This window comes from Paraburkholderia sp. BR14374, from assembly GCF_040948685.1.
Lineage (GTDB): Bacteria > Pseudomonadota > Gammaproteobacteria > Burkholderiales > Burkholderiaceae > Paraburkholderia > Paraburkholderia youngii.
Genome location: NZ_JBFPKF010000003.1, coordinates 609,253 through 630,465, shown reverse-complemented (window position 1 = coordinate 630,465; position 21,213 = coordinate 609,253). Strand labels below are relative to the sequence as shown.

The following is a 21,213-nucleotide window of genomic DNA, read 5'->3' as shown; positions in this document are numbered from 1 at the left end:
GCTTCTTTCATATTCACAGAACTGCGAGGCACCCGCCGATGAATCAACCTATGTCACGCGAGACGCCAGCGATCGAAATGCGCAACGTGTCGTGCCGTTTCATTTCCCCGGACGGCAAGGCCACGATCGCGCTGCGCGACTTCAGCATGTCGGTGGCACGCGGCGAATTCGTCGCGGTGGTCGGCCCGACCGGCTGCGGCAAGTCCACCACGCTCAGCATGATCACCGGCTTGCTGAAGCCGACCACCGGCGAAGTGCGCGTGATGGGCGCGCCGGTGGACGGCATCGATCCGCGCATCGGCTTCGTGTTCCAGGCCGATGCGGTGTTTCCGTGGCGCTCGGTGCTCGACAATGTCGCGGCGGGTCCGCTCTATCGCGGCCGTTCGAAATCGGCCGCCTACGACGAAGCGAACGAATGGCTGCGCCGCGTGGGCCTCGATAAGTTCGGCAAGCACTATCCGCATCAACTGTCCGGCGGCATGCGCAAGCGCGTCGCGCTTGCGCAGACCTTCATCAACAAGCCGGAAATCCTGCTGATGGACGAGCCGTTCTCGGCGCTCGACATGCAGACCCGCACGTTGATGCAGGACGAGCTGCTGCAATTGTGGGGCGGCGTCGGCTCGGTCGTGTTCGTCACCCACGACCTCGAGGAAGCGATTGCGCTCGCCGACCGCGTGTTCGTGCTGACCGCGCGCCCCGCCACGCTGAAGAAAGTCTATGAAATCGATCTGCCGCGACCGCGTGTCACGTCGGAGATCCGCTACGACTCACGTTTCATCGAAATTTCGCGCGATATCTGGCATGACCTGCGCGAAGAAGTGCAGATCGGTTAATCAAGGAACGGCAAACATGTCTACACCCTCTCAACAGATGATGCCCTCGGGCATCGACGCCGCGTCGCTCGCTCACGTCGAGCGTATCGCGCAGAAGAAGATCCGCCAGCGCCAGGTTCTGGTGATTTCGCTGCGCATTCTGGTGCTCGTGATCGTGCTCGGCGGCTGGGAACTGTCCGCGCGCCTGAAGTGGATCGACCCGTTCTTCTTCTCGATGCCGAGCGCGATCTTCGAACAGATCGTCGACTGGTTCGTGAACGGCACGTCGCAAGGTCCGCTGCTCACGCAGGTGTGGGTCACGCTCGAAGAGACAGGCCTCGGCTTCATCATCGGTTCGGTCGCGGGCATCGTCTGCGGCATCGTGCTCGGCCGCAACAAGCTGCTCTCCGACGTGTTCAGCCTCTACATCAAGATCGCCAACTCGATTCCGCGTGTCGTGCTCGGCTCGGTGTTCGTGATCGCGCTGGGGCTCGGCATGGCATCGAAAGTCGCGCTCGCGGTCGTGATGGTGTTCTTCGTGGTGTTCGCCAACGCGTTCCAGGGCGTGCGCGAAGCGGACCGCTACATGATCGCGAATGCGCAGATCCTCGGCGCGTCGCGCCGCCAGGTGACGACCTCGGTCGTGATTCCGTCGGCGCTGAGCTGGATTCTCGCGAGCCTGCACGTGAGCTTCGGCTTCGCGCTGGTCGGCGCGGTGGTCGGCGAATTTCTCGGCTCGAAGCAGGGTATCGGTTTGCTGATCTCCACCGCGCAGGGTGCGTTCAATGCGAGCGGCGTGTTCGCGGCAATGATCGTGCTGGCGGTGGTCGCGCTTGCCGCCGACTACCTGTTGACCGCGGTGGAGCATCGATTGTTGAAGTGGCGGCCGAGTTCGGTTTAAGCCGCCGCAGCGCAAGTCCTCAAACAGTAGTTCGCTTCACCGATGCCGCTCAGTCTTCCGGACTGAGCGGCATTTTTATTTGCCAGCCCGCATTGTGTATCCCGCCGGCAGACTGTTTTCCCCGATACGTTGGCCGGCCCGCAACACTTCTTGCGTTCAATCCCCTCACCGCAAGCCAACAGCGGCCTGCTAGCCCGTTCCGTGCGGCATGGCACGTTCGATGCATACCCACCGCGCAAGTCGGGCGGTCGCCAACATCGGTCGCCGATCGAAGCGAGGTGGGTCATGTCGAGTGCACAGGTTCAACGTCGGTCGATGAACGGGTTCAGCGGTGCGGTCATACGCGCCAACGCCGCGAATCGCCGCCATCGTCGTCATTCCAGCCGATTCGTGCTGTTCGGCTTGCATACCGCCAGTGTGATCGGCCGCGGGCCGAAGCGGCTCTGGCCATATGTGTTGCCGTGGCTGGTCATCTTGCTGACGATCGGTTCGATCTGCCTCGTCGCGCGCGGCGTGCTCACGCGTCAATTGCTGGTGCCGCCGGTGGAGACGCCGCAAGCGTTGACCGAGCGCGGCTACACGTCGAACTTTGTCGCCGAGCGGATCATGTCGGCGATGAAGGAGATCGGGCGAGACGCCGAATCGATTCCGCACGACACGATGACCAGCAACGACGCGCAGCAGGACATCCAGATTCCGGGTCAGGAGATGTCGTATGCGACGACGGTGCGCTTCATCAAAGGCCTGCTCCAGCGCGAAGATGTCGCCGTGCACGTCGGCATCACGAAGACGAACAACAGCGCGGATTCGTATGTCGCGCATGTGCAGATAGAACACGGCCCGTTCAACGGCCGCGAAAGCACGGTGCCGTTCGAAGGGCGCGACCTCGAAAAGTTCGTGCACGACATCGCAACCACGGCGATGCGCCTCGCCGAACCCAACATCCTCGCCAGTCATCTGTTCACCCAAGTGCAGAAGACCAAATGTTCGCTCGCGCAATGCGACTATCGCGAGATCGTCGAGATCTATGACGAGGTCCTCGCGCTGCCCTCTTCCGAACAGGCCCAATGGGCGGTCGCGGGCAAGGCGTGGTTGCTCGACAGCCAGCAGCGCTCGAAAGAAGCCGAGCAGCAGATCCGCGAAGCATTGACCCAGTACAAAGACTCGGCCGTGCTGCGCGCGAGTCTCGGCATCGCGCTCGAACAGCAGAACCGCATCGACGATGCGCTCGAGGAACTGCGGACCGGCGCGAACGAAACGTCGCGCACCGCTGAAAACCTGCGGCTGCTCGGCGATGTGCTGTTGCATACGAACCGGCACGACCGCGAAGCGCTCGACGCATTCAGACGGGCCGCCGAGATGAACCCGGAATCCGTCGACACGCTGCACGACTGGGCCGAGGCGCTCGTCAAGACCGGCCACTACGACGAAGCAATCGAAAAGCTCGCGCGCGCCGTCGCGTTGCGGCCCGATCTCGCGCCGTCCTATGCGGAATGGGGCCGCGCGCTGGAACACAAAGGCGCTCTGCGCGAGGCCGCGCGCAAGTACGCACAGGCATTGCAGCTCGACGCCGCCACTCTGTCGGCGCGCGAACGCGAGCTGGCGCTCTCGACGGACGCATCGCCCGACGAAGCCGACACCCGGACATCGAGGCCTGACCAGCGCGTCACGCCCGTTTCGAATCCGATGACGTCGTACCCGCTGCGGGCCTCGCTCGATACGGTACGCGACGCCGTAGGACAGGCGATGCGAGCGGCCTGAGCCGCGCGCATCGCCATTTGAGTTGGCAACACAGCCGAACAGGAGACAGTTCGATGGACAGCTTCGAAGATGCATTCAAAGCCTTGATCGGAAACGAAGGCGGGTACAGCTTCAATCCGGCCGATCCGGGCGGCGAAACGATGTGGGGTGTGACGGCGCGCGTCGCGCGCAGCGAGGGCTACAACGGCGCGATGAAAGACCTGCCGCTCGAAACCGCCCATCAGATCGCCAAGCGCAGGTACTGGGACCCGTTGCATCTCGACGAACTCGATCCGCGCGTGGCCTTTCAGATTTTCGATGCGAACTACAACGGCGGCCTCGTCGTGCTGTGGATGCAGAAAGCGTCCGGCGCGAAAGAAGACGGCAAGTTCGGCCCCGACACGCTCGATGCGGTCAAGAACGCCGACCCGATGAAGTTCGTGATGCGCTTCGCCGCGTATCGTCTGCGGTACCTGCGCAATCTGCATTCGTGGCCGAGTTTCAGCCGCGGCTGGACCGAACGGATGGCAGCCAATCTTCTTCTGGGAGCAGCATGATGGACTGGTCTAAAGTAGCGACGAACATCAGCAGCACCGCCCCGCTTCTCGCCGGGCTCGTGGGTGGTCCGGTCGGCCTCGGCGTGACCGCCGCCGCCGCGATCATCTCGCACGCGCTCGGCACGCCGAGCGACCCGGCCTTCGTGGAACCCGCGTTGAACGACCCCGGCGCACTCGAAAAACTTCGCCAGGCCGAGAGCGCTAACTCGCTGCAACTGCAACAGTTGATGGTGACGGCCGCGCAGTCGAGCCTCGCGCACGACGCCGAGATGGCCCGCATCGCCACGAGCCATACCGCGAATGCACGCGCGATGGGTGTCGCCAATCGCGACTGGGTCCCGAAGGTGCTCGCGATGGCCGTCACCACCGGCTTCTTCGGCATTCTGCTGCTGATGGCGTTTCAGCCTCTGCCGGGCACCAACAAGGATCTCGTCAACGTGATCGTCGGCGCGTTGGGAACCGCGTGGATCAGCATCATCGGCTATTACTTCGGCACGTCGGTCGGCTCGATGCGCAAGACCGAGCTGCTAGCGAAGCCGAGTGTACCGATCACCGCCGATAGCGCGTTGACGTTGCGCGAACCGGCGTCGCAGCCGGGAGCGCATGCACCGGCGGCGGTCGCGCCGTCCGGCGACCCCTTCCCGTCGTTCGCGCCGGGCGGGCAAGGTCCGATCTTCTCTGGCGGCAGTTGAATCCATGCCAGGTTGAGCGAATCATGCACGCGACGAGATACGCCGAGCGTCGCGTGCAGGTTCGTTTCAAAGCAGAGCTCTTTCGCCAGCACGCGTTTTGCGCTAAGTTGGCAAGCGCGAAATCCATCCCGTCCCGAGTGGAGCGATCAAGATGAGTGAGGCAAAGCCGAACGTGCAGAACGATCCGATCGAACACGTCGTGCTGCTGCTGATGGAGAATCACTCGTTCGACCAGATGCTCGGCTGCCTCGACGCCGTGCACGACAAACTGGACGGGGTGCGCAACGCGGCCGGCAAATCGAACGCCGACGGTCAAGGCAATACCTTCTATCCGCGTGCGACGCGCGAGCGGCAGATGAAGCACGATCCGAATCACGAGCACAAGGCCGTGATGGATCAGATCGCCGCCGACAACAGCGGCTTCGTGCGTTCGTTCGTCAACGACTACCCGAAGAGCAGCCTCGTCGCGCGGCAAGACGTGATGGGCTATTACCCGCTCGGCTTTCTGCCCGCGCTGCATACGCTCGGTTCGCAATTCACCGTGTGTGACCGGTGGTTCTCTTCATTGCCGGGGCCGACTTGGCCGAACCGCTTTTTCGCGCTGACGGGTACCTCGAAAGGCGAGATCGACATGCCTTCGGGGCTCGACGGACTCAATCCACGCTGGTACACCGAGCAGGATCAGGACACGATTTTCGATCGCTTGAACGCCGCGCGCAAAACATGGAGCGTCTATTTCTATGACTTCCCCGCGTCACTTCTGCTGAAGAACCAGCGACGCGCGGAAAACCTCGCGAATTACCGCTCTTTCGACAAGTTCTTCGAGGACGCAGCGGGACCCGCCAGCCAATTCCCGCAATTTGTGCTGATCGAGCCGAAGTACTTCGGCGAAGCGCAGAACGACGATCATCCGCCGCACAACATCATGAAGGCGGAGAAGCTGATCGCGGACACCTACAATGCGCTGCGCTCGAATCAGGCGCTGTGGGAGCGCACGTTATTGGTGGTCCTCTACGATGAACACGGCGGCTTCTACGACCACGTATCGCCGCCGGCCGACGCAGTCGCACCCGACGTCCACACCACGAGCTTCGATTTCAAACGACTCGGCGTGCGCGTTCCCGCGATCCTCGTGTCACCGTGGTGCGAAGCCGGCGTATGCAACGAACGATTCGATCATTGCAGCCTGTTGAAATACCTGTGCGACAAGTGGCAAATGCCACCGCTCGGCGAGCGCACCGCGGCATCGGCGAACCTCGGCGTGGCGATTCGCCGTGACGGCGTCGCGCGCGCCGATACACCGCCGTTCATTCGCGTGCCCAATCAATCGCTGATTGCCGAGCACGTCGAACTGGAGCGCAAATCGTCGAATGGCAATCAGCAAGGCCTGCATCATTTCGCCGACTTTCTGCACGCGGAACTGGACCGGCTCGCCGCGGAGGCGGTCGAGGGGGCCGCACAACTGGCGCGCACCGGCAATGCATGGGTGCGCTTCAAGAGCGCATTGGGCTCGCTGATGACGAGTCTCGGCCAGTGGCTCAGCAAGGACTTCTACGACGCACGCGACCAGCGAGATGCGCGCACGAGCCAGGCGTTCACGCGCTTGCGGCAATCGGTGCATGCCGCGACGCCGGGCATCGCGCGAAACGACGCGCCGGCACCGGCAACGGCAACACCCTCGGCGGTCAGTCCGGTGTCGGAGAAGTAGCACTCCGCATTGCGCCGGCCGCGCAGAGAACGTCCACGCGTTAACCCTGAAAGTTCCGCGCTTTTATATCAAATTTCGCAACAAACATTAGCCGCATCACGACTTACTCTGCCAAGTTCACCAAATTACAATGCAATCACTGACTACGAACAAGCACGTTCGCAGCAAGACAAAAAACCGTGAACTGGAGGTAAGTATCATGAAATCGCTGATTCAAGCTGTTGTCATCGCCGTCGCTGTCGCCGCTCCGGTCGCTGCTTTCGCACAAGCCAACCAGCCCGTGACCCGCGCTCAAGTGCGCGCCGAGCTGGTCCAACTGGAAAAGGCCGGCTATCAACCTGGTCACGCCGACCCGCACTACCCGGCTGACATCCAGGCTGCGCAAGCCCGCGTCGACGCGCAAAACGGCGGCGGCCAAGCCGCTACCGGCTTCGGTGGTGTGGTGAGCGGTACGACCCAGACGAGCCGTGCGGCTCCGATGAGTGGCCCGAAGTCGGTTTATTTCGGTCAGTAAGCGATGGCGCGTCCTTGCGACGCGCACCCCGATTCAAATGAACTGGCCCGCTGCTCGGGTAGCTCCGAGCGCGGGCCAGTTCATATGTGTTACCTCCGTCATCGGGCTCCCGATGACTTCGCCCGGGCCTTCACGGTCTGGGCGCTTTTTCGCGGCGCTATGGGTGCGCCGTGACGAATCCTCAGCTGCCGGCGCTCACTCGCGCGCGATCAGATCGCCGACCCGGCCACGCCCGGTCACGAGGCAACTCGACAGGAAGCTCTCGCTCTGCGCGCTCGCGCCAGCGTCACCAAAGCCCTTTTTCAACGCGTCCGATTTAACGAGTGCCGCGCCCTGGTGACACGTAATCGTGCCGACCTCGCCCGCCTGCGCACGCATCAACGCCCGATCCGCCATCAAATAGCCAAGCAAAAGCACCAACGCAATATTGAACGCTTGTCGCATGGGTTCGTCTCCTTTTCGAAAAGACTAACGCGAAGCGCGAATGCAGTGGCCTAGGGCTTTCCCGATTGTTGACGTTTCAATGATCCAGAATAAATCGTTTATGCCTACAGCCGAGCCTCGATCCGCGCGATGCGGCTATCGATCGCATTGCGCACCAAGGCATTCGATGGCACCAGCAGCAGCGACGACGCGATGATCCGATAGACGTCACCGCGCGTCACCTTCGACACTTTCGCCGGATCGAGCCACGCGTCGTTATCCGCGAGCAGCAGCAAAGTGTCGAGGCCGATCAGGATCGGCCACAGGCAGGCGAGCCGCAAGCGCACCGCGCTCGCCGGAATCGCGAGCGTATAGTCGAGCGCTGCGCGGAAATGATCGAGCGTCTTGCGCAGTAGTTCGACGAGCAGCGGCCGCGCGCGCATCGAATTGGCCGGTTGCAGCAAATCGCGCGCGCTTAGAGCGTGGCGCTCGAGCATGCTCTGCGGCAGATAGCAGCGGCCGATGCGCAAGTCTTTTCCGCAATCGCGCAGCACGTTGGTCATCTGCAATGCCTTGCCGAAACGCACGCCGCGCTGCTTCATCGTGTCGGGCTGCTCCTTCAGCGTGCCCGGCATGTGCGCGTATGTCATCGTGGTCCAGAACTCGCCGACGCAGCCCGCGACCAGATACGTATAGCGATCGAGTTCGCCGTATTCGCGCAGCGCCGCGATCTGGCCGGAGCGTTCGTCGGGGAACGTGCGCAAATCGAATTCCATGCCTTCGGTCAGCGTCGTGACGATCGCGCGCACCGCGTGGCGGTCGGACTCGCTCAGTTGCGCGAGCACGTCGAGCGCGGGGTTCAACGATTCGAGCAGCAGCTTTTCACCCGACTGCGTCTGCCGACCCGCGACTTCGGCGGCGATGCGCTGGAACGGCGCACTATCGACGGCCACGCCATTGACCTGATCGCGCATCGCAAGCAGCAATTCGAGGCGTTGGCCCGGCGCGATCAGCGAGGTGTCGGCGATGGTATCGGCGGCGCGCGCGAGCAAATATGCAAGGCCGATCGGATCGCGCATGCCGATGGGCAGCACGCGCAGCGTCAGATAGAAGGAGCGTGAAACGCCTTTCAGGAGCGGACCGAGAAGAAAGGCCCGGGTCGAATTCGGCATGAGTTGGACTGGTTGGCAAATAGGCGGGTGAAAGCCCGCGGGGATCAGGCGCTGCCGCATTGTATACGCGCTCTCCGTCATGTCGCGTGTAACGGGCTCCCGCGCCGTGCGACATCGCTAATCGCGAGCGGGAACGGCGATTGCTACCACGACGGGGTTAAGCAGAGGACGGTCACGACCAGGCCGTCGCTTGCACTTTGAAAGACACATCGACAATGACTACCGAAGCATCGAACACCTTCCGCCTGTCTGACGCGGCCCGGCCTGACGCGGCTCGACGCAATATCGAAACCGGCGTGCCCGGTTTCGACGAAATCCTCGGCGGCGGTCTGGTGAGCGGCGGCGTCTATCTGCTGGAGGGCATGGCTGGCGCCGGCAAGACGATCCTGTCCAGCCAGATCGGCTTTCATCGGGTACGGCAAGGCGAAAAAGTGCTGTACATGACGCTCATCGCCGAATCGCACGACAAACTGCTCGGTCACCTGAAAGGCCTGAGCTTCTTCGACGAAACCGCGGTCGCGCAGCAGATGCTGTTCGTGTCCGGCTATCACGAGCTGATGCAGGACGGCCTCGACGGTTTCCTGAAGCTGATCGCGTCGAGCATCTACGACCACCGGCCGAGCCTGATGATCGTCGACGGCTTTCGCAGCGCGCGCGAATTCAGCGAAACCGAGCTGTCGCTGTCGAAGTTCATCCACGAGCTGAACGCGCTGGTCGCCGCGATGGACTGCACGACGCTGCTGCTCGCGCCGCTGTCGGGCAACGAGCCGCATCCCGAGCACACGCTGGTGGATGGTCTGATCGAGCTGAACCGCTATCACGACGGCATGCGCCGCGCGCGAGAGATCGAAGTGCACAAGATGCGTGCGCGCGATCATCGGATGGGCAAGCACTTCTTCCGCATCGCCGGCAGCGGGCTGCTGATGTTCCCGCGCCTCGAAGCGCAGTGCGCGCAGCGACCGGGCCCCGTCGATCTGAAAGCAAGGCTCGGCTTCGGCTTGCCGCATCTGGACAATCTGCTCGGCGGCGGCTTCGCGCAAGGCTCGACGACCACGCTGATCGGCCCGTCCGGCGTCGGCAAGACGCTGCTGTGCCTGCAGTTCCTCGCGGCCGGCCTCGCACGCAGCGAACGCTGCGTGTATCTCGGCTTCTACGAGGGGCCGCAGCGCCTGATCGGCAAAGCCGAAGCGGTGTCGATCCCGCTTGCCGATGCGTGGCAGGACGGCCGTCTGATCGTGCTTTGGCAGCCGGCGATCGAACTCGCCATCGACGAAATTGCGGCGAAAGCGCTCGCCACCGTCAGGCAGACCGGCGCGACGCGCATCGTGATCGACGGCGTCGAGGGCTTTCGCGATTCGGCGTTGCGCGCCGAGCGCTTCGGCCTGTTCCTCAATGCACTGCTGCATCAGTTGCGCGAAGCGGCCGTCACGACGCTCGTCACCGAAGAGCTGCCGCTGTACAGCGAGCCGGGCCACGCGAAGGCCGTGCGCGTGTCGGCGCTGACCGAGAACCTCGTGCTGCTGCGCTACGCCGAGACCGAAGGAGGACTGCGGCGCATGATTTCGGTGGTCAAGCAACGCGAAAGCGCGCACGACACGTCACTGCGCGAACTGTCGATTTCGTCGCAAGGACTCGACGTGATCGAGGGCTCGCCCGGCGCCGCCGGCATCCAATCGACGCCGGGCCTGTCGGCCACGCTGCAATCGCGGCGAAAAACCTAGCCGCCATGAAAACCATTCTGGTGGTGGACGACGAGTTCGACATCCTCACGGTGTGGCGGCTGCTGCTGGAACGACACGGCTATGCGGTGCGGACCGCGTCGAACGGCGCCGTCGCGCTCGAACTGGTCCGCTCGAGCCGGCCCGGCATCATCGTGTCCGATTGCATGATGCCGGTCATGTCGGGCCTCCAGCTGTGCGCGGCGCTGTACGAGGACCCGGAGCTGCGCGATATTCCGATCATCCTGTGCAGTGCCGCATCGGACATTCCGGTGCAGCCCAATCCACACATCGCGTACGCGCGCAAGCCGCTGTCGTTCGATCAGCTGCTGGCGATGCTGGTGCGCATGGGCGGTTGACGCTGGGCTCCCTCCCTGCCTTCTCTGCCTCTTTTTCCCGCTAAAAGCACAGCTTGAGACGCTCGCGCCATTTGTCGAGCGTTTGCAGCGTTCTGCGATTCTCCGCGGCCTTTTACAGTACGCCATCGATCGCGCATCGACAGCAACCCGCAGCGCGACGCAACTTCCGGAGGTCGTCATGAACAGCAATCGTGGTGCGGTTCCCGCTGGCTTCTTCAGTATCGCGGTGGGCTCGTTGGCGCTTGCCAACCTGTGGCGCGTGGCAATCCGCCTGTGGCATTTGCCGGCCGTCGCGGGCAGCGTAGTGACGGTCGCGGCGCTCGCTGTCTGGGTCGTGATTCTGTTCGCGTACGCGCACAAGTGGTTCGCGCAGACCGCCGACGCGCGCGCTGAACTGGACCACCCGGTGCAGTCGTCGTTCGTCGCGCTCGCGCCGATCTCGACGCTGCTCGCCGCACAACTGCTGCAGCCGTACGCGCACATCATCGCGCTGACGCTATACGGCATCGCGGCGCTCGCGCAACTCGGGCTCGGGGTCTCTCTACATGGCCGGCTGTGGCAAGGCGGCCGCAAGCCCGAACTGACCACGCCGGCGATCTATCTGCCGACGGTGGGAGCGGGTTTCGTCGCGGCCACGAGCTCGGCCGCATTCGGCTTCCATCAACTGGGCGAGCTGTTTTTCGGCGGCGGCGTGCTGGCGTGGCTCGCGCTCGAATCGATGATCCTGCATCGCGCCGCCGTGCATGAACCGCTGCCCGAAGCGCTGCGCCCGACCCTCGGCGTGCAGCTCGCGCCGCCGGTCGTCGGTGGTGTCGCGTATCTGAGCCTCACGAGCGGCACGCCCGATCTGTTCGCCTTCGCACTGCTCGGCTACGGCCTGTTTCAAGCGCTGATGCTGCTGCGTTTGCTGCCGTGGATTCGCCAACAGGCATTCGCGCCCGGCTACTGGGCGTTCAGCTTCGGCGTAGCGGCATTGCCGACGATGGCGCTGCGTCTCGTCGAACGCGGCGCAACGGGTCCGATCGACTTCGCGGCGCCGGTTCTATTCGTGGTGGCGAACGCGATCATCGCGATTCTGGTGGTGAAGACGCTTCAGCTGCTCGTGCAAGGCAAGCTGATTCCGCCGGTGGCGGCGGGTTCGACTGCGGCGACCGCGCCGGTCAAGCAAGTCGCGACGGCCGCGCGAATCGCCCGGGTTCAATAAGCGGCAGGCAGCGACCGAACGCGGCGGCGACGCGCAAAGCGTGCCGCCGCGTTCGCGTTTGTGTTTGCGTTCGTATCAGAAGCCGTGCATCGACACGACGATCAACGCGGCCGCGACGATCGCCACCACATCCTCGATCAGCGCCGCAGGCGCATCGCGTCCGAACATGGTCGCGAGCGAACTGCGCACCTTCGCGCCGCCGAGCGTGCCGATCACCGCGCCTACCGCACCGACCACCGCGCCCAGCACCCCGACGATCGCGCCGCCCGCGAGGCCCCCATGCGCGCCGCTTATCGCAGCGCCGCTCAGCGCACCGAGCACGACGCGCGCGCCGAACTGCAGCGGCACCTTGCGGCTCGGCGTTTCGGGCAATTGATCCGTGATCAGTTCGATGACCGCCAGCACAGTGAAGATATACGGCGTGGCCGCGGCGCCGAGGAACGCGAGCGACGTGCCTTGCAGCGGCAGCCATCCCAGGCGCGTTGCCCAGCTGACGGCGGTGGGGGCGATCATCGCGCGAAGGCCGGCGACGACGCCGATGAGCAAGGCCAGAACATACACGGACATAGCGGACTCCGATCGAGGGCACTGATGCGAGGTTGCACGAGCCGACGGCTTACCTGGACGAACGTCGGCAGAACATGTCGAGCATTCCATCTGGACAGTCAACTTCTCACTACCTACATCGAGGCAAGCCGCGGCGGCCATTCACCGTTGCTCACAATTGCCGGCCCTTGATTGCCGACTCGCCGCCGCGCGCCTCGCGCGGCGCCGGGCCTGCGATTGCCCCCGTCGATGTGGCCCTAGTGTCGCACAATTCGACTGGCGAATAACAGCCAGGGAGTCGGCGAAGCGGGCCGATGGTGATAAGTTAGCCCACTCACAAGAAAATCTTTTATCTGCACCATGAGACCGTACCTCCCGCTGAACGCACTGCGCGCGTTCGAATCGTCCGCGCGGCATCTGAGCTTCACGCGCGCCGCGCAAGAGCTGAACGTGACCCAGGCCGCGGTCAGCCAGCAGGTCCGCTCGCTGGAGGAGCGGCTCGGCACCGCGCTATTCAAGCGTTTGCCGCGCGGCCTCGCGATGACCGACGAAGGGCTCGCGCTGCGGCCGGTGCTGTCCGACGCGTTCGATCGTATCGAGGCGGTGCTCAAGCAGTTCGACGGCGGGCATTTCCACGAGGTGCTGACGGTCGGTGTGGTCGGCACGTTCGCGGTCGGCTGGCTGATGCCGCGCCTGAAGTCGTTTCGCGACGCGCATCCGTTCGTCGAACTGCGGCTCCTGACCAATAACAACCTCGTCGATCTCGCGACCGAAGGGCTCGATTTCGCGATCCGTTTCGGCGACGGCACCTGGCCCGGCTCGCTCGCCACCAAGCTGCTCGACGCGCCGCTCGCGCTGCTCTGCACGCCCGAGATCGCCGCGCGCCTCACGCGGCCCGACGATCTCGCCAACGAAACGCTGCTGCGCTCGTACCGGATGGACGACTGGATCAACTGGTTCGCGGCCGCGGGCATCGCGCCGCGGCCGGTGCGCGGGCCGGTGTTCGATTCGTCGCGGCTGATGGTGGAGGCGGCGATACAAGGCGCGGGCATCGCGCTCGCGCCTGCGTTGATGTTCGAACGGGAGATCAATACCGGGCGTCTGGTGCGCCCGTTCGACGTCGAGGTGAAGGCGGGCAGCTACTGGCTGACCTGCCTGAAGGGCAAGCCCATGACGCCGGCGATGTTGCTGTTCAGTCAGTGGCTCGCCAAGGAAGCTGCCACCGCGGGTCACGCCTGAGTTGCTACGCGGCCGTACGGCCGTACCCGTTCATCGCGGGCCGCTCGGCTTGCGGCGGGAACACGTTCCACGAACCGTCGCCGTGGCGGAAGAAGAAAATCGACAGCAATCCTTCCGGCTTCAACGCCTGCACGCATACATAGCGTTGCTGTTGCGACGCGCGATGGCAGAACCGCACGACGCGCGCGGGCATCGACGGCGTGGGCGCGAGCCATTTGTCGACGGCCCAGTGCAAGCTCTTTTCCGCGGCAACCATGATGTTCTCCTCGAATTGCCCCGTTCCCGGCGCGCTGCGTTCACGCGAATTGCGCGAGTTGCGCCGCGCGGTGATCGTTCCTCGCCCCGCTCTCGACAAACGCCTTCACGAGGCACAGCAGTGCGCGCACGCCAGTGCTCGGATGGCGCAGGCAGCAATCCACCTGTTCGCTGCGGCTTTCGCCGAGCAGGCACCACGCGCAGAAGTGTTCGCAGTTGTTGGTCAGCAGGCGATAGCGGTTTTCGCCGAGGCGGGAGCGCGCGCGGCTCACTGCTTCGGCACCGACGTAGATCGCGCTCGGCGTCGCCCGAACCGACATCGAATGGCCAGCGGCGAAGCGCGCCAGTTCGACTTCCTCGACCGGGCCGCGATGCGCGGAACCCGCAAAGCCCGAGTAGTGCACGACGCGGCCGTTGCCGACATAGATGCCGTGATGTTCGTAGCCATTGCGTTGCGTAACCAGATGCGCGCCGATCGGCAGATCGATCGTCGATGATGTGGTGTCACGAGCGGCTGCGGATTGCGGTTCGTCGTCGCGGGTATCGAGCGTTTGGGTGTTCATGGCTGGCCTCGTTCGCATTTCCAACACTGTTGCGACAGCTTTTGCATCATCCGGGCCAGTTGCCGGAAAGGCCGTGTTTACGGGCTTTCCGGCCGATCGGGTGGTTTCTTGAAGAGGCAGATGTCAGTACCAGACCAACAGAAATCGCACGGATCTGTTGGCGCGCGACGCTCATTTGCGAGCCGTGTCGCGCGCTGCTTCAGGTGAATGGAAAACGTAAGAAGACCCGCCTGAATGTGTTGGGTCCTACACCTGTTCGAAGGCGGGCTTGTTGGCCGAGAACCGACCGATTGCGTCGGCCGCGTTTCGAGGTAGAGCCGCGAAACGCACGCCAGTCAAAGCGTTGCGAGCTTCGCGCCGAATCCGCCCCCGATTGGCATGGCCTTTGCACCATCGGGTGCAGGGTCCATTCAGCCGCGCACATTGCACACGCGGCCAACCGGAGAACGATATGTCCTGCATCAAATTGAACGACCTCTCGCTGAACCTTGCGCTCGATCGCAAAGCGATGGCGGCGATTCGCGGTGGCGGCGGCGCGCCATGGATCTATGGCTGGATTCAGCCGTACGTGCCGCAAACGCCTAGCATTGGGCCGGTGGTCAATCTGTACGAGGTCTCCAACAACTTCTATGCTAACCAGATGATCAACCAGTTCCAGTCGGTCGACGTACGCAACACCGGCGCGAACGCGACCCTCACCGTGTCTCCAGACGCACGCAACCGAAACCAGATGGTGTAGCCGTTGTGACCTGCGAGAGCCAATTTCGCTGGACGTCGTCCGCGCGTTCCGACACGGGACGGGTCCGCGAAATCAACGAAGACGCCTGCCTCAACGAGCCCGAGGCGGGACGCTGGGCTGTCGCCGATGGGATGGGCGGTCACGCTGTCGGCGACGTTGCGAGCCGCACCGTGATCGACGCGTTGACTCAACTGGCGGCGCCGCACGGCCTCAGAATGCTGATCGCCGATGTACGCGCGCGTCTGCAATTCGCGAACCGTCAGTTGCGCGATGAAGCCGCGCGCCGCCAGGTGCAGCGCATCGGCAGCACCGTGGTCGTGCTGCTTGCCTGCGATCGCTTCTGCGGCTACGTGTGGGCCGGCGACAGCCGCATCTACCTGTACCGCGACGGACAGTTACGGCAACTGACGCGCGATCACAGTCAGGTCGAGGAGCTGCGCTCGCTCGGCGTCATCACCGACGAAGAGGCGCGCAATCATCCGGCGCAACACATGATCACGCGCGCGGTCGGCGCAACGGACCTGCTCGAACTCGACGACGACGCGATCGAAGTCGCCGACGGCGATGTGTTCCTGTTGTGCAGCGACGGTCTGAGCAACGAACTGAGCGACGACGAAATCGCCGGCGTGCTGACCTCGGCGGAGCGCGAAAACGCTTGTTGCGAACTGGTCGACCTCGCGCTCGCGCGCGGCGGACGCGACAACATCACGGCAGTGGTCGTCGAAGCGCAAGACCCGAATGCGGCGGACAAGACCTTGCTGAATCCGGCGCCTTGATAGTCTTCAGGCACGCGTTTGAGCGAGCCTTCAGTGGTCCTTCAGTGGTCCTTCACTCAGCCTTCGTCGTCTTCGTCATCGCGCTCGTTCGTGCCGTTTTTCGTGGGCGGCGCATTGCGATTGCGGAAATCCTTCGAGTGCAGGCCGTGCTTTTTCAGCAGCATCTGCAAGTGCGAGCGATTCATATCGATGCGCCGCGCCAGCTCGGCGACCGTTCCGCTGACTTCACGCAGTCCGCGTTCGAGAAACGCTTTCTCGGCGTCGTCGCTGGCCGCCCGCTTCGCGTCGCTCAACGACATCAGATTCGCGACACTGATCGGCTGCTCGCCGCTCGCCTGCCCGCCCTCCGCCTGCGCCGCCGCTGAACCGGGTGCGGCCGGTCGCATATCGAGCGGCAAGTGCTCGACGTCGGCCATATCAGCAGCCAGACATGAGATGCGATACATCACGTTGCGCAATTCGCGGATATTGCCCGGATATGCGTAGCTCAACAGAAAGTCGCGCAATCGCGGCGTCAATCTGACCGGCCGGCGTTTCAGCGTGCCCGCCGCTTCGTCTCCGAACCACGCAATCAGCAACGGAATTTCGTCGCGCCGTTCGCGCAGCGGCGGCAGCGTCACGTGAATCACGCTGAGCCGGTAGAACAGATCCTCGCGAAAACGTCCTTCCTCGCTGAGCTTGCGCAGATTGCGATTGGTCGCCGCGACGATGCGCGTATCGACCGCGATCGTTTCGTCGGAACCAACGCGTTGAATCTCGTGCGCTTCGAGCACGCGCAGCAGCTTGACCTGGCCCGCGAGCGGCAACTCGCCGATTTCGTCGAGAAAGATCGTGCCCGTGTGCGCGCTTTCGAATTTGCCCTTGCGGTCGTTCGACGCGCCGGTAAATGCGCCCTTGCGATGCCCGAAAAGCTCCGATTCCAGCAGATTGTCCGGAATCGCACCGCAGTTCACCGAAATGAACGGCTTGTCCGCACGCGCGCCATTCGCGTGAATCACTTTCGCCATCAGTTCCTTGCCGGTGCCGCTCTCTCCATCGATCAACACCGGCAAATCGGTCGGCGCGGCTTTTTCCGCGATTTCGAGCGATTCGAGCAGCCGCGGATTGTCGCCGAACGTGCCCTCGAAAATAAAGCTCCGTTCGAGCAGCGCCTTGCGGCGCGCTCCACGCGATTGCTCCGCGCTCGTCTGCGGCTCGCCCGCGGTGGCCGCCTGCACGAAGCGCTCCTTGTGCGAAAGCTGCATCACTTCGTCGCGCAACGAGGTGGCCTGCCTGAGCAGCTTGTCGATATCGGCGCGTTCGAGCCGCGACGACCAGCGCAACGTGGAGCGCAGGATCTCGATCCGCTCGATCAGTCCCGCGTACGATATCGCGGGACTCGCCTCTTCAATCTGGTCGAGTATCTTCATCATGATGCACTCAACTGTTTCTGCACGAGCTGATAGTACATGCCGCCGCGCTGGATCAGCTCCTCGTGACGGCCCTGTTCGACGATCGCGCCTTCATACAGCACGAGAATCTTGTCCGCGCGCATGATCGTGCTGAGCCGATGCGCGATGATCACCGCCGTGCGGCCCTTGAGGATGTCGTGCATATTGCCGAGAATATTGCTTTCCGATTGCGAGTCGAGCGCCGATGTCGCCTCGTCGAATACGAGCAGACGCGGATCGTGATACAACGCGCGCGCAATGCACAGCCGCTGGATCTGACCACCCGACAAGCCGATGCCGCGCTCGCCGACCACCTGCTCGTAGCCGAGCGGCATCTTGCTGATGAACCCATGCGCGTCGGCCATTTTCGCGACCTCCTCGATGCGCCGGCGGTCCGGCGCGTCGTCGCCGCTCGCGATGTTCTCGGCTATCGTGCCCGAGAACAGCAGGTTGCTCTGCATCACGTAGCCGATTTGCGCGCGGAAATAAGCCTTGTCGATCACGCCGGAGTCGTAACCGTCGATGGTCATTTTCCCTTCGCTCGGCTGATAGAACCCGACCAGCAGCTTCGCGAGCGTGGTTTTGCCCGAGCCGCTGCGCCCGACGATCGCGACCAGTTCACCGGGCTTGATATCGAAGCTGATGTTCTCGAGCACATAAGCGGAATCCTCTTCGCCATAGCGGAAATACACGCCTTGCAGGCTGATTTCGCCTTGCAGCTCCGGCAGCATGACGCGGGAAGGCAGATCCTGCGGCTTCTGTTCGGGCTCGATATCGAGCACATCGCCGAGCCGTTCCATCGCGACACCCGCATCGTTGAGCATGCTCCACAAGCCGACGAGACCCATCAGCGGGCTCAATACGCTGCCCATGAACGCATTGAACGCTATCAACTGGCCGATCGTCAATTCACGCGCGAGTACCAGATTCGCGCCGACCCAAAGAATCGCGATCGTCGTGGCCGCATTAAGCAATTGGCTGCCAAAGCTGACCAAAATATTGAATGCATGTGCGCGATACTGCAATTCGAGCGCCTTCGCGTATTTCTTTTCCCAGCGCAAGCGCACCGGCCGCTCGATGCCCATGCCCTTGACCGTCTCGACGCCGGAGAGCGCCTCCATCAGAAACGACTTCGCCTCGGTCGATGCCGTAAACACCTCGCGCGCGTAGCCCTTGATCTTCGGCGTCGCGATCACCGTGAGTCCCATGATCGGAATCACGAATGCGATCAACACCAGCGTCATCTTCACGTTGTACACGAACATGATCGTAAAGTAGATGAAGATCATCAGCAGATTCAGCGCGGTCGTCACCGTGGATTCGGTCAGGAACGCGCGGATCGTCTGATTCTCCTGAAAGCGCGCGAAGATATCGCCGGTCTTGCGCTTAGCGAAGAACGAGAACGGCAGCGACAACGTATGCTTGAAGAACTGCGACATCATCGCGAAGTCCATGTTGCGGACCATGAAGTTCGCCAAGTACGCGCGTATCGTCGACATCAACTGTGTGAAGACGTTGGAAATGATGAGCCCGCCGATCAGCATATGCAGCAGACTGACGTTCTGATGCACGATCACGCCGTCGAGAATGTTCTGAATGATCAGCGGTGGAATCACGCCGAGCACCTGGATCACGAAGGTCGCCAGAAACAGATAGCCGAGTATCTTGCGGTACGGCTTCAGGTATCCGACAAAACGAATCCACGGCGAGCGCTCGGCCGACATCTGCAACAGTTGCGATCCGCCGGTAAACAATAGGCAGGTGCCGCTCCAGCCGCGTTCGAAATCTTCGACGCTCAGCTTTCTGAAACCGAGTGCCGGGTCCGCCACCCAGACATACTCTTTCGACAGCCCATACACGATCACATAGTGGTAGCCCTCCCAATGCACGATGAACGGCAGATCGAAGCCGCGCAGCGAATCGAACGTGCATTGCACGCCGCGCGTCGTGAAGCCGAGCGACTCACCCGCGCGCGCGAGGCTGTCGAGCGTCGCACCCTGGGTCGTCACGTTCGCGAGTTCGCGCAGTTTGCCGAGCGTCATCGGAATGCCGTAATGGCGGCAGATCATCGCGAGACACGCGGCGCCGCAATCCATTTCCTCGGCCTGCTCGACGAGCGCGAATCGCCGGATGATCTTCTCGCCGAGTTCCGGCCTGCTCTGCAGGTCGAGCATCAACGGCAGCTTGCGCCGCTGTTCGAGCCGCTTTTGGCGCTGCAATTCGCGGTCGCCATAGCGGATGCGCTCGTCGAGTACTTCGCGCAGTTTCGGATTGCGTTCGAGCATGAAATGAACGGTGCGCTCGGGAATGACGAGCAGCCGCGTGTCGGTGGTCGCAATCACCGATGCCATCTGTTCCTGGCGCATCAGGCACGCCTTCTCGCCGAAGATCTCGCCTTCGCCGAGCGTCGCGAGCGTGTAGTCGTGACCCTCCTCGTGCCGCACGATGCGCACCTGGCCTTGCCGCACCACATAAAGCCGCCGGTCCTCGCGGCCGTCCTGTTTCAGAATCTCCTTGCCGGCAGCCACCCTTTTTGCGCCGACGCTGCGCACGTACTCTTCGAGTTCCGCCTTGTTCAGCTTGCCGCGCAGGTCGAAAAGTTGCGCGACGAAGCCGCCGGCCGAATTGATCGCAACATAGCTGGCGACGAACGCCAGCGCGGCGGCGTTGGCCGCCATCACCGGTTCGATCGCGCTGCGCGGAATGAACAGCACTTCGGTCTTGCCGGACGACCGTACCGACGCTTCGTGAACGTACGAGCGCAGCATCGCAATGTCGGCAAAGATCTCTCCCGACTTGCGCACGCCCATGCTGGTTTCCTTGCCGTGCTCCTCGGTAAAGATACGCACCGTGCCCGAGCGGATCACATAGAGACCATCGGCCACTTCGCCAGCCGAGCACACCGTTTCGCCGAACGAATAGAACTTTGCCTGCGCGTATTCGGCAAGCCGCTCCAATTCGTCGCGTGAGAATGGCGACAGGATCTCCACCGAAGCGAGAAATTCGGCGGTGGAGGGCGCGGATGGTGCGGTCTGGGGGGCGTCCATGTATCGGTGAACCTCGCTTTATCGGGCGCTAGTCGGGGACTAGCGCGCTTCGATCACGTGTTCCTGGGCGCGGGCGATCAGCCAGCTTTCGCGCAGCAAACGGCGGATTTCGGTCGCCACGTCGGCATCGAGCGTGGCCGGATATTTGGCCGTCACCGCGAAGATCTCGAAACACGAACGGTCCGCCGACGGAAACGGACCAAGCAGATCGCCGACCGCCGCATTGAAGATCTTCGCCTCGATATCGGGCTTCAGCGAACCGCGCAGTACCTTGCCGATCACGCCGCCGGACTCGCGCGTATCGGCAATCGAATGCTCGCGCGCCATCTCGGCGAAGGCGTCGGGGTCGTCGCGCAGGTACGAGATCATTTCCTTCGCCTTGCCTTCGCTATCGAGCACAATATGGCTGACTTCGATCGCGTCGAACTTCGGTGAATTCAACGCGAAGTAATCACGGATCGCCGCGTCGTTACCGATGTCGTCGAGCATCTTCTCCTGATAGAGCCCGTCGGTAATGAACGCCTCGAATTCGTCGAGGCTCACGTGTAGCGCGTCGAGATAATGATTCATGTCGGCCGCGCGATGCAGCCCGCGCACGCGGCGAAACTGGTCCGCGCGCTGCTGGATTTCATCGGCGCTGACAGTGATGCCCTGCTTTTTCGCAGCATGGACGGTAAGCTTGTCGCGCACGATCTGCTCGATCAGGCTCTCGAACTGGCCGGTCAGTTTCAGAAGACGAATGAACTCGTCCACGTCCACGACTTCATCATCGATACGCACTATCGCGGTCATTTGTTCTGCTCCTTGCTGGGATGTTT

Annotated in this window: 21 protein-coding genes; 13 read left to right on the top strand and 8 right to left on the bottom strand. The window is 63.0% G+C overall.

Going from position 1 to position 21,213, the window contains the following annotated elements:
• Positions 1–38: 38 nt before the first annotated feature.
• The 7 genes from AB3X86_RS10070 (at position 39) to AB3X86_RS10040 (ending at position 6,924) form a co-directional block, all read left to right on the top strand.
• Positions 39–833: an ABC transporter ATP-binding protein gene (locus AB3X86_RS10070; RefSeq protein ID WP_026228638.1), complete on the top strand. Its 795-nt coding sequence runs from the start codon at positions 39–41 to the stop codon at positions 831–833.
• A 16-nt stretch (positions 834–849) separates the two neighbouring features.
• A complete protein-coding gene (locus AB3X86_RS10065) occupies positions 850–1,713 on the top strand; it encodes an ABC transporter permease (protein ID WP_368595828.1) in 864 nt (287 codons plus the stop codon).
• A gap of 285 nt (positions 1,714–1,998) precedes the next feature.
• Positions 1,999–3,474, top strand: coding sequence for a tetratricopeptide repeat protein (locus tag AB3X86_RS10060; RefSeq protein ID WP_368595827.1), 1,476 nt, complete (start codon positions 1,999–2,001; stop codon positions 3,472–3,474).
• A gap of 53 nt (positions 3,475–3,527) precedes the next feature.
• Entirely contained in the window at positions 3,528–4,010 is a 483-nt protein-coding gene (locus AB3X86_RS10055; RefSeq protein WP_013092495.1) for a glycoside hydrolase family 108 protein, read from the top strand.
• On the top strand, positions 4,010–4,702 hold the full coding sequence (locus AB3X86_RS10050) for a hypothetical protein (RefSeq protein WP_368595861.1): 693 nt from the start codon (positions 4,010–4,012) through the stop codon (positions 4,700–4,702). Before AB3X86_RS10055 ends, AB3X86_RS10050 begins: the two co-directional genes overlap by 1 nt.
• Before the next feature lie 151 nt (positions 4,703–4,853).
• A complete protein-coding gene (locus tag AB3X86_RS10045) occupies positions 4,854–6,410 on the top strand; it encodes an alkaline phosphatase family protein (RefSeq protein WP_368595826.1) in 1,557 nt (518 codons plus the stop codon).
• A gap of 199 nt (positions 6,411–6,609) precedes the next feature.
• Positions 6,610–6,924 (top strand): DUF4148 domain-containing protein, encoded by a 315-nt coding sequence (locus AB3X86_RS10040; protein ID WP_176366282.1) that lies wholly within the window; start codon positions 6,610–6,612, stop codon positions 6,922–6,924.
• A 195-nt stretch (positions 6,925–7,119) separates the two neighbouring features.
• On the opposite strand, the gene AB3X86_RS10035 is transcribed toward AB3X86_RS10040, so the two are convergent.
• Both AB3X86_RS10035 and AB3X86_RS10030 read right to left on the bottom strand, forming a co-directional pair.
• Positions 7,120–7,368: a hypothetical protein gene (locus AB3X86_RS10035; protein WP_368595825.1), complete on the bottom strand. Its 249-nt coding sequence runs from the start codon at positions 7,366–7,368 to the stop codon at positions 7,120–7,122.
• 104 nt (positions 7,369–7,472) lie between these two features.
• The gene (locus tag AB3X86_RS10030; RefSeq protein ID WP_368595824.1) at positions 7,473–8,519 is read right to left on the bottom strand and encodes a phytoene/squalene synthase family protein; all 1,047 of its coding nucleotides are present in this window, start codon (positions 8,517–8,519) and stop codon (positions 7,473–7,475) included.
• 215 nt (positions 8,520–8,734) lie between these two features.
• Between AB3X86_RS10030 and AB3X86_RS10025 the strand changes: the two genes are divergently transcribed.
• The 3 genes from AB3X86_RS10025 (at position 8,735) to tehA (ending at position 11,800) form a co-directional block, all read left to right on the top strand.
• Positions 8,735–10,240 (top strand): RAD55 family ATPase, encoded by a 1,506-nt coding sequence (locus AB3X86_RS10025; protein WP_368595823.1) that lies wholly within the window; start codon positions 8,735–8,737, stop codon positions 10,238–10,240.
• Between the two features lie 5 nt (positions 10,241–10,245).
• On the top strand, positions 10,246–10,596 hold the full coding sequence (locus AB3X86_RS10020) for a response regulator (RefSeq protein WP_176106793.1): 351 nt from the start codon (positions 10,246–10,248) through the stop codon (positions 10,594–10,596).
• A 178-nt stretch (positions 10,597–10,774) separates the two neighbouring features.
• Positions 10,775–11,800, top strand: coding sequence for a dicarboxylate transporter/tellurite-resistance protein TehA (gene tehA, locus AB3X86_RS10015; protein WP_368595822.1), 1,026 nt, complete (start codon positions 10,775–10,777; stop codon positions 11,798–11,800).
• 75 nt (positions 11,801–11,875) lie between these two features.
• Here the strand turns inward: tehA and AB3X86_RS10010 are convergent, their stop codons facing one another.
• A complete protein-coding gene (locus tag AB3X86_RS10010; protein WP_368595821.1) occupies positions 11,876–12,367 on the bottom strand; it encodes a DUF4126 family protein in 492 nt (163 codons plus the stop codon).
• 339 nt (positions 12,368–12,706) lie between these two features.
• On the opposite strand from AB3X86_RS10010, the gene AB3X86_RS10005 reads away from it, so the two are divergent.
• Entirely contained in the window at positions 12,707–13,585 is an 879-nt protein-coding gene (locus AB3X86_RS10005; RefSeq protein ID WP_184225266.1) for a LysR family transcriptional regulator, read from the top strand.
• A gap of 4 nt (positions 13,586–13,589) precedes the next feature.
• On the opposite strand, the gene AB3X86_RS10000 is transcribed toward AB3X86_RS10005, so the two are convergent.
• The gene (locus AB3X86_RS10000; RefSeq protein WP_018435181.1) at positions 13,590–13,841 is read right to left on the bottom strand and encodes a hypothetical protein; all 252 of its coding nucleotides are present in this window, start codon (positions 13,839–13,841) and stop codon (positions 13,590–13,592) included.
• A 40-nt stretch (positions 13,842–13,881) separates the two neighbouring features.
• Complete coding sequence (locus AB3X86_RS09995; RefSeq protein ID WP_176125855.1) at positions 13,882–14,403, bottom strand: lecithin retinol acyltransferase family protein; 522 nt, start codon at positions 14,401–14,403, stop codon at positions 13,882–13,884.
• Positions 14,404–14,854: 451 nt separating this feature from the next.
• Here AB3X86_RS09995 and AB3X86_RS09990 point away from each other — a divergent pair, with 451 nt between their 5' ends.
• Positions 14,855–15,142: a hypothetical protein gene (locus tag AB3X86_RS09990; protein WP_176106799.1), complete on the top strand. Its 288-nt coding sequence runs from the start codon at positions 14,855–14,857 to the stop codon at positions 15,140–15,142.
• A 5-nt stretch (positions 15,143–15,147) separates the two neighbouring features.
• Positions 15,148–15,918 (top strand): PP2C family serine/threonine-protein phosphatase, encoded by a 771-nt coding sequence (locus AB3X86_RS09985; protein ID WP_368590870.1) that lies wholly within the window; start codon positions 15,148–15,150, stop codon positions 15,916–15,918.
• A gap of 56 nt (positions 15,919–15,974) precedes the next feature.
• Here AB3X86_RS09985 and AB3X86_RS09980 read toward each other — a convergent pair whose 3' ends face one another.
• Genes AB3X86_RS09980 through AB3X86_RS09970 form a run of 3 tightly spaced genes read right to left on the bottom strand, consistent with a single transcriptional unit; the run spans position 15,975 to position 21,187 of the window.
• Positions 15,975–17,330 carry a sigma-54-dependent Fis family transcriptional regulator gene (locus AB3X86_RS09980; RefSeq protein ID WP_176366288.1) on the bottom strand — a complete coding sequence of 452 codons (1,356 nt, stop codon included), beginning with the start codon at positions 17,328–17,330 and terminating at the stop codon, positions 15,975–15,977.
• On the bottom strand, positions 17,327–20,395 hold the full coding sequence (locus AB3X86_RS09975; protein WP_368595820.1) for a peptidase domain-containing ABC transporter: 3,069 nt from the start codon (positions 20,393–20,395) through the stop codon (positions 17,327–17,329). Before AB3X86_RS09975 ends, AB3X86_RS09980 begins: the two co-directional genes overlap by 4 nt.
• A gap of 39 nt (positions 20,396–20,434) precedes the next feature.
• A complete protein-coding gene (locus AB3X86_RS09970) occupies positions 20,435–21,187 on the bottom strand; it encodes a peptidylprolyl isomerase (protein ID WP_368595819.1) in 753 nt (250 codons plus the stop codon).
• Positions 21,188–21,213: the final 26 nt, after the last annotated feature.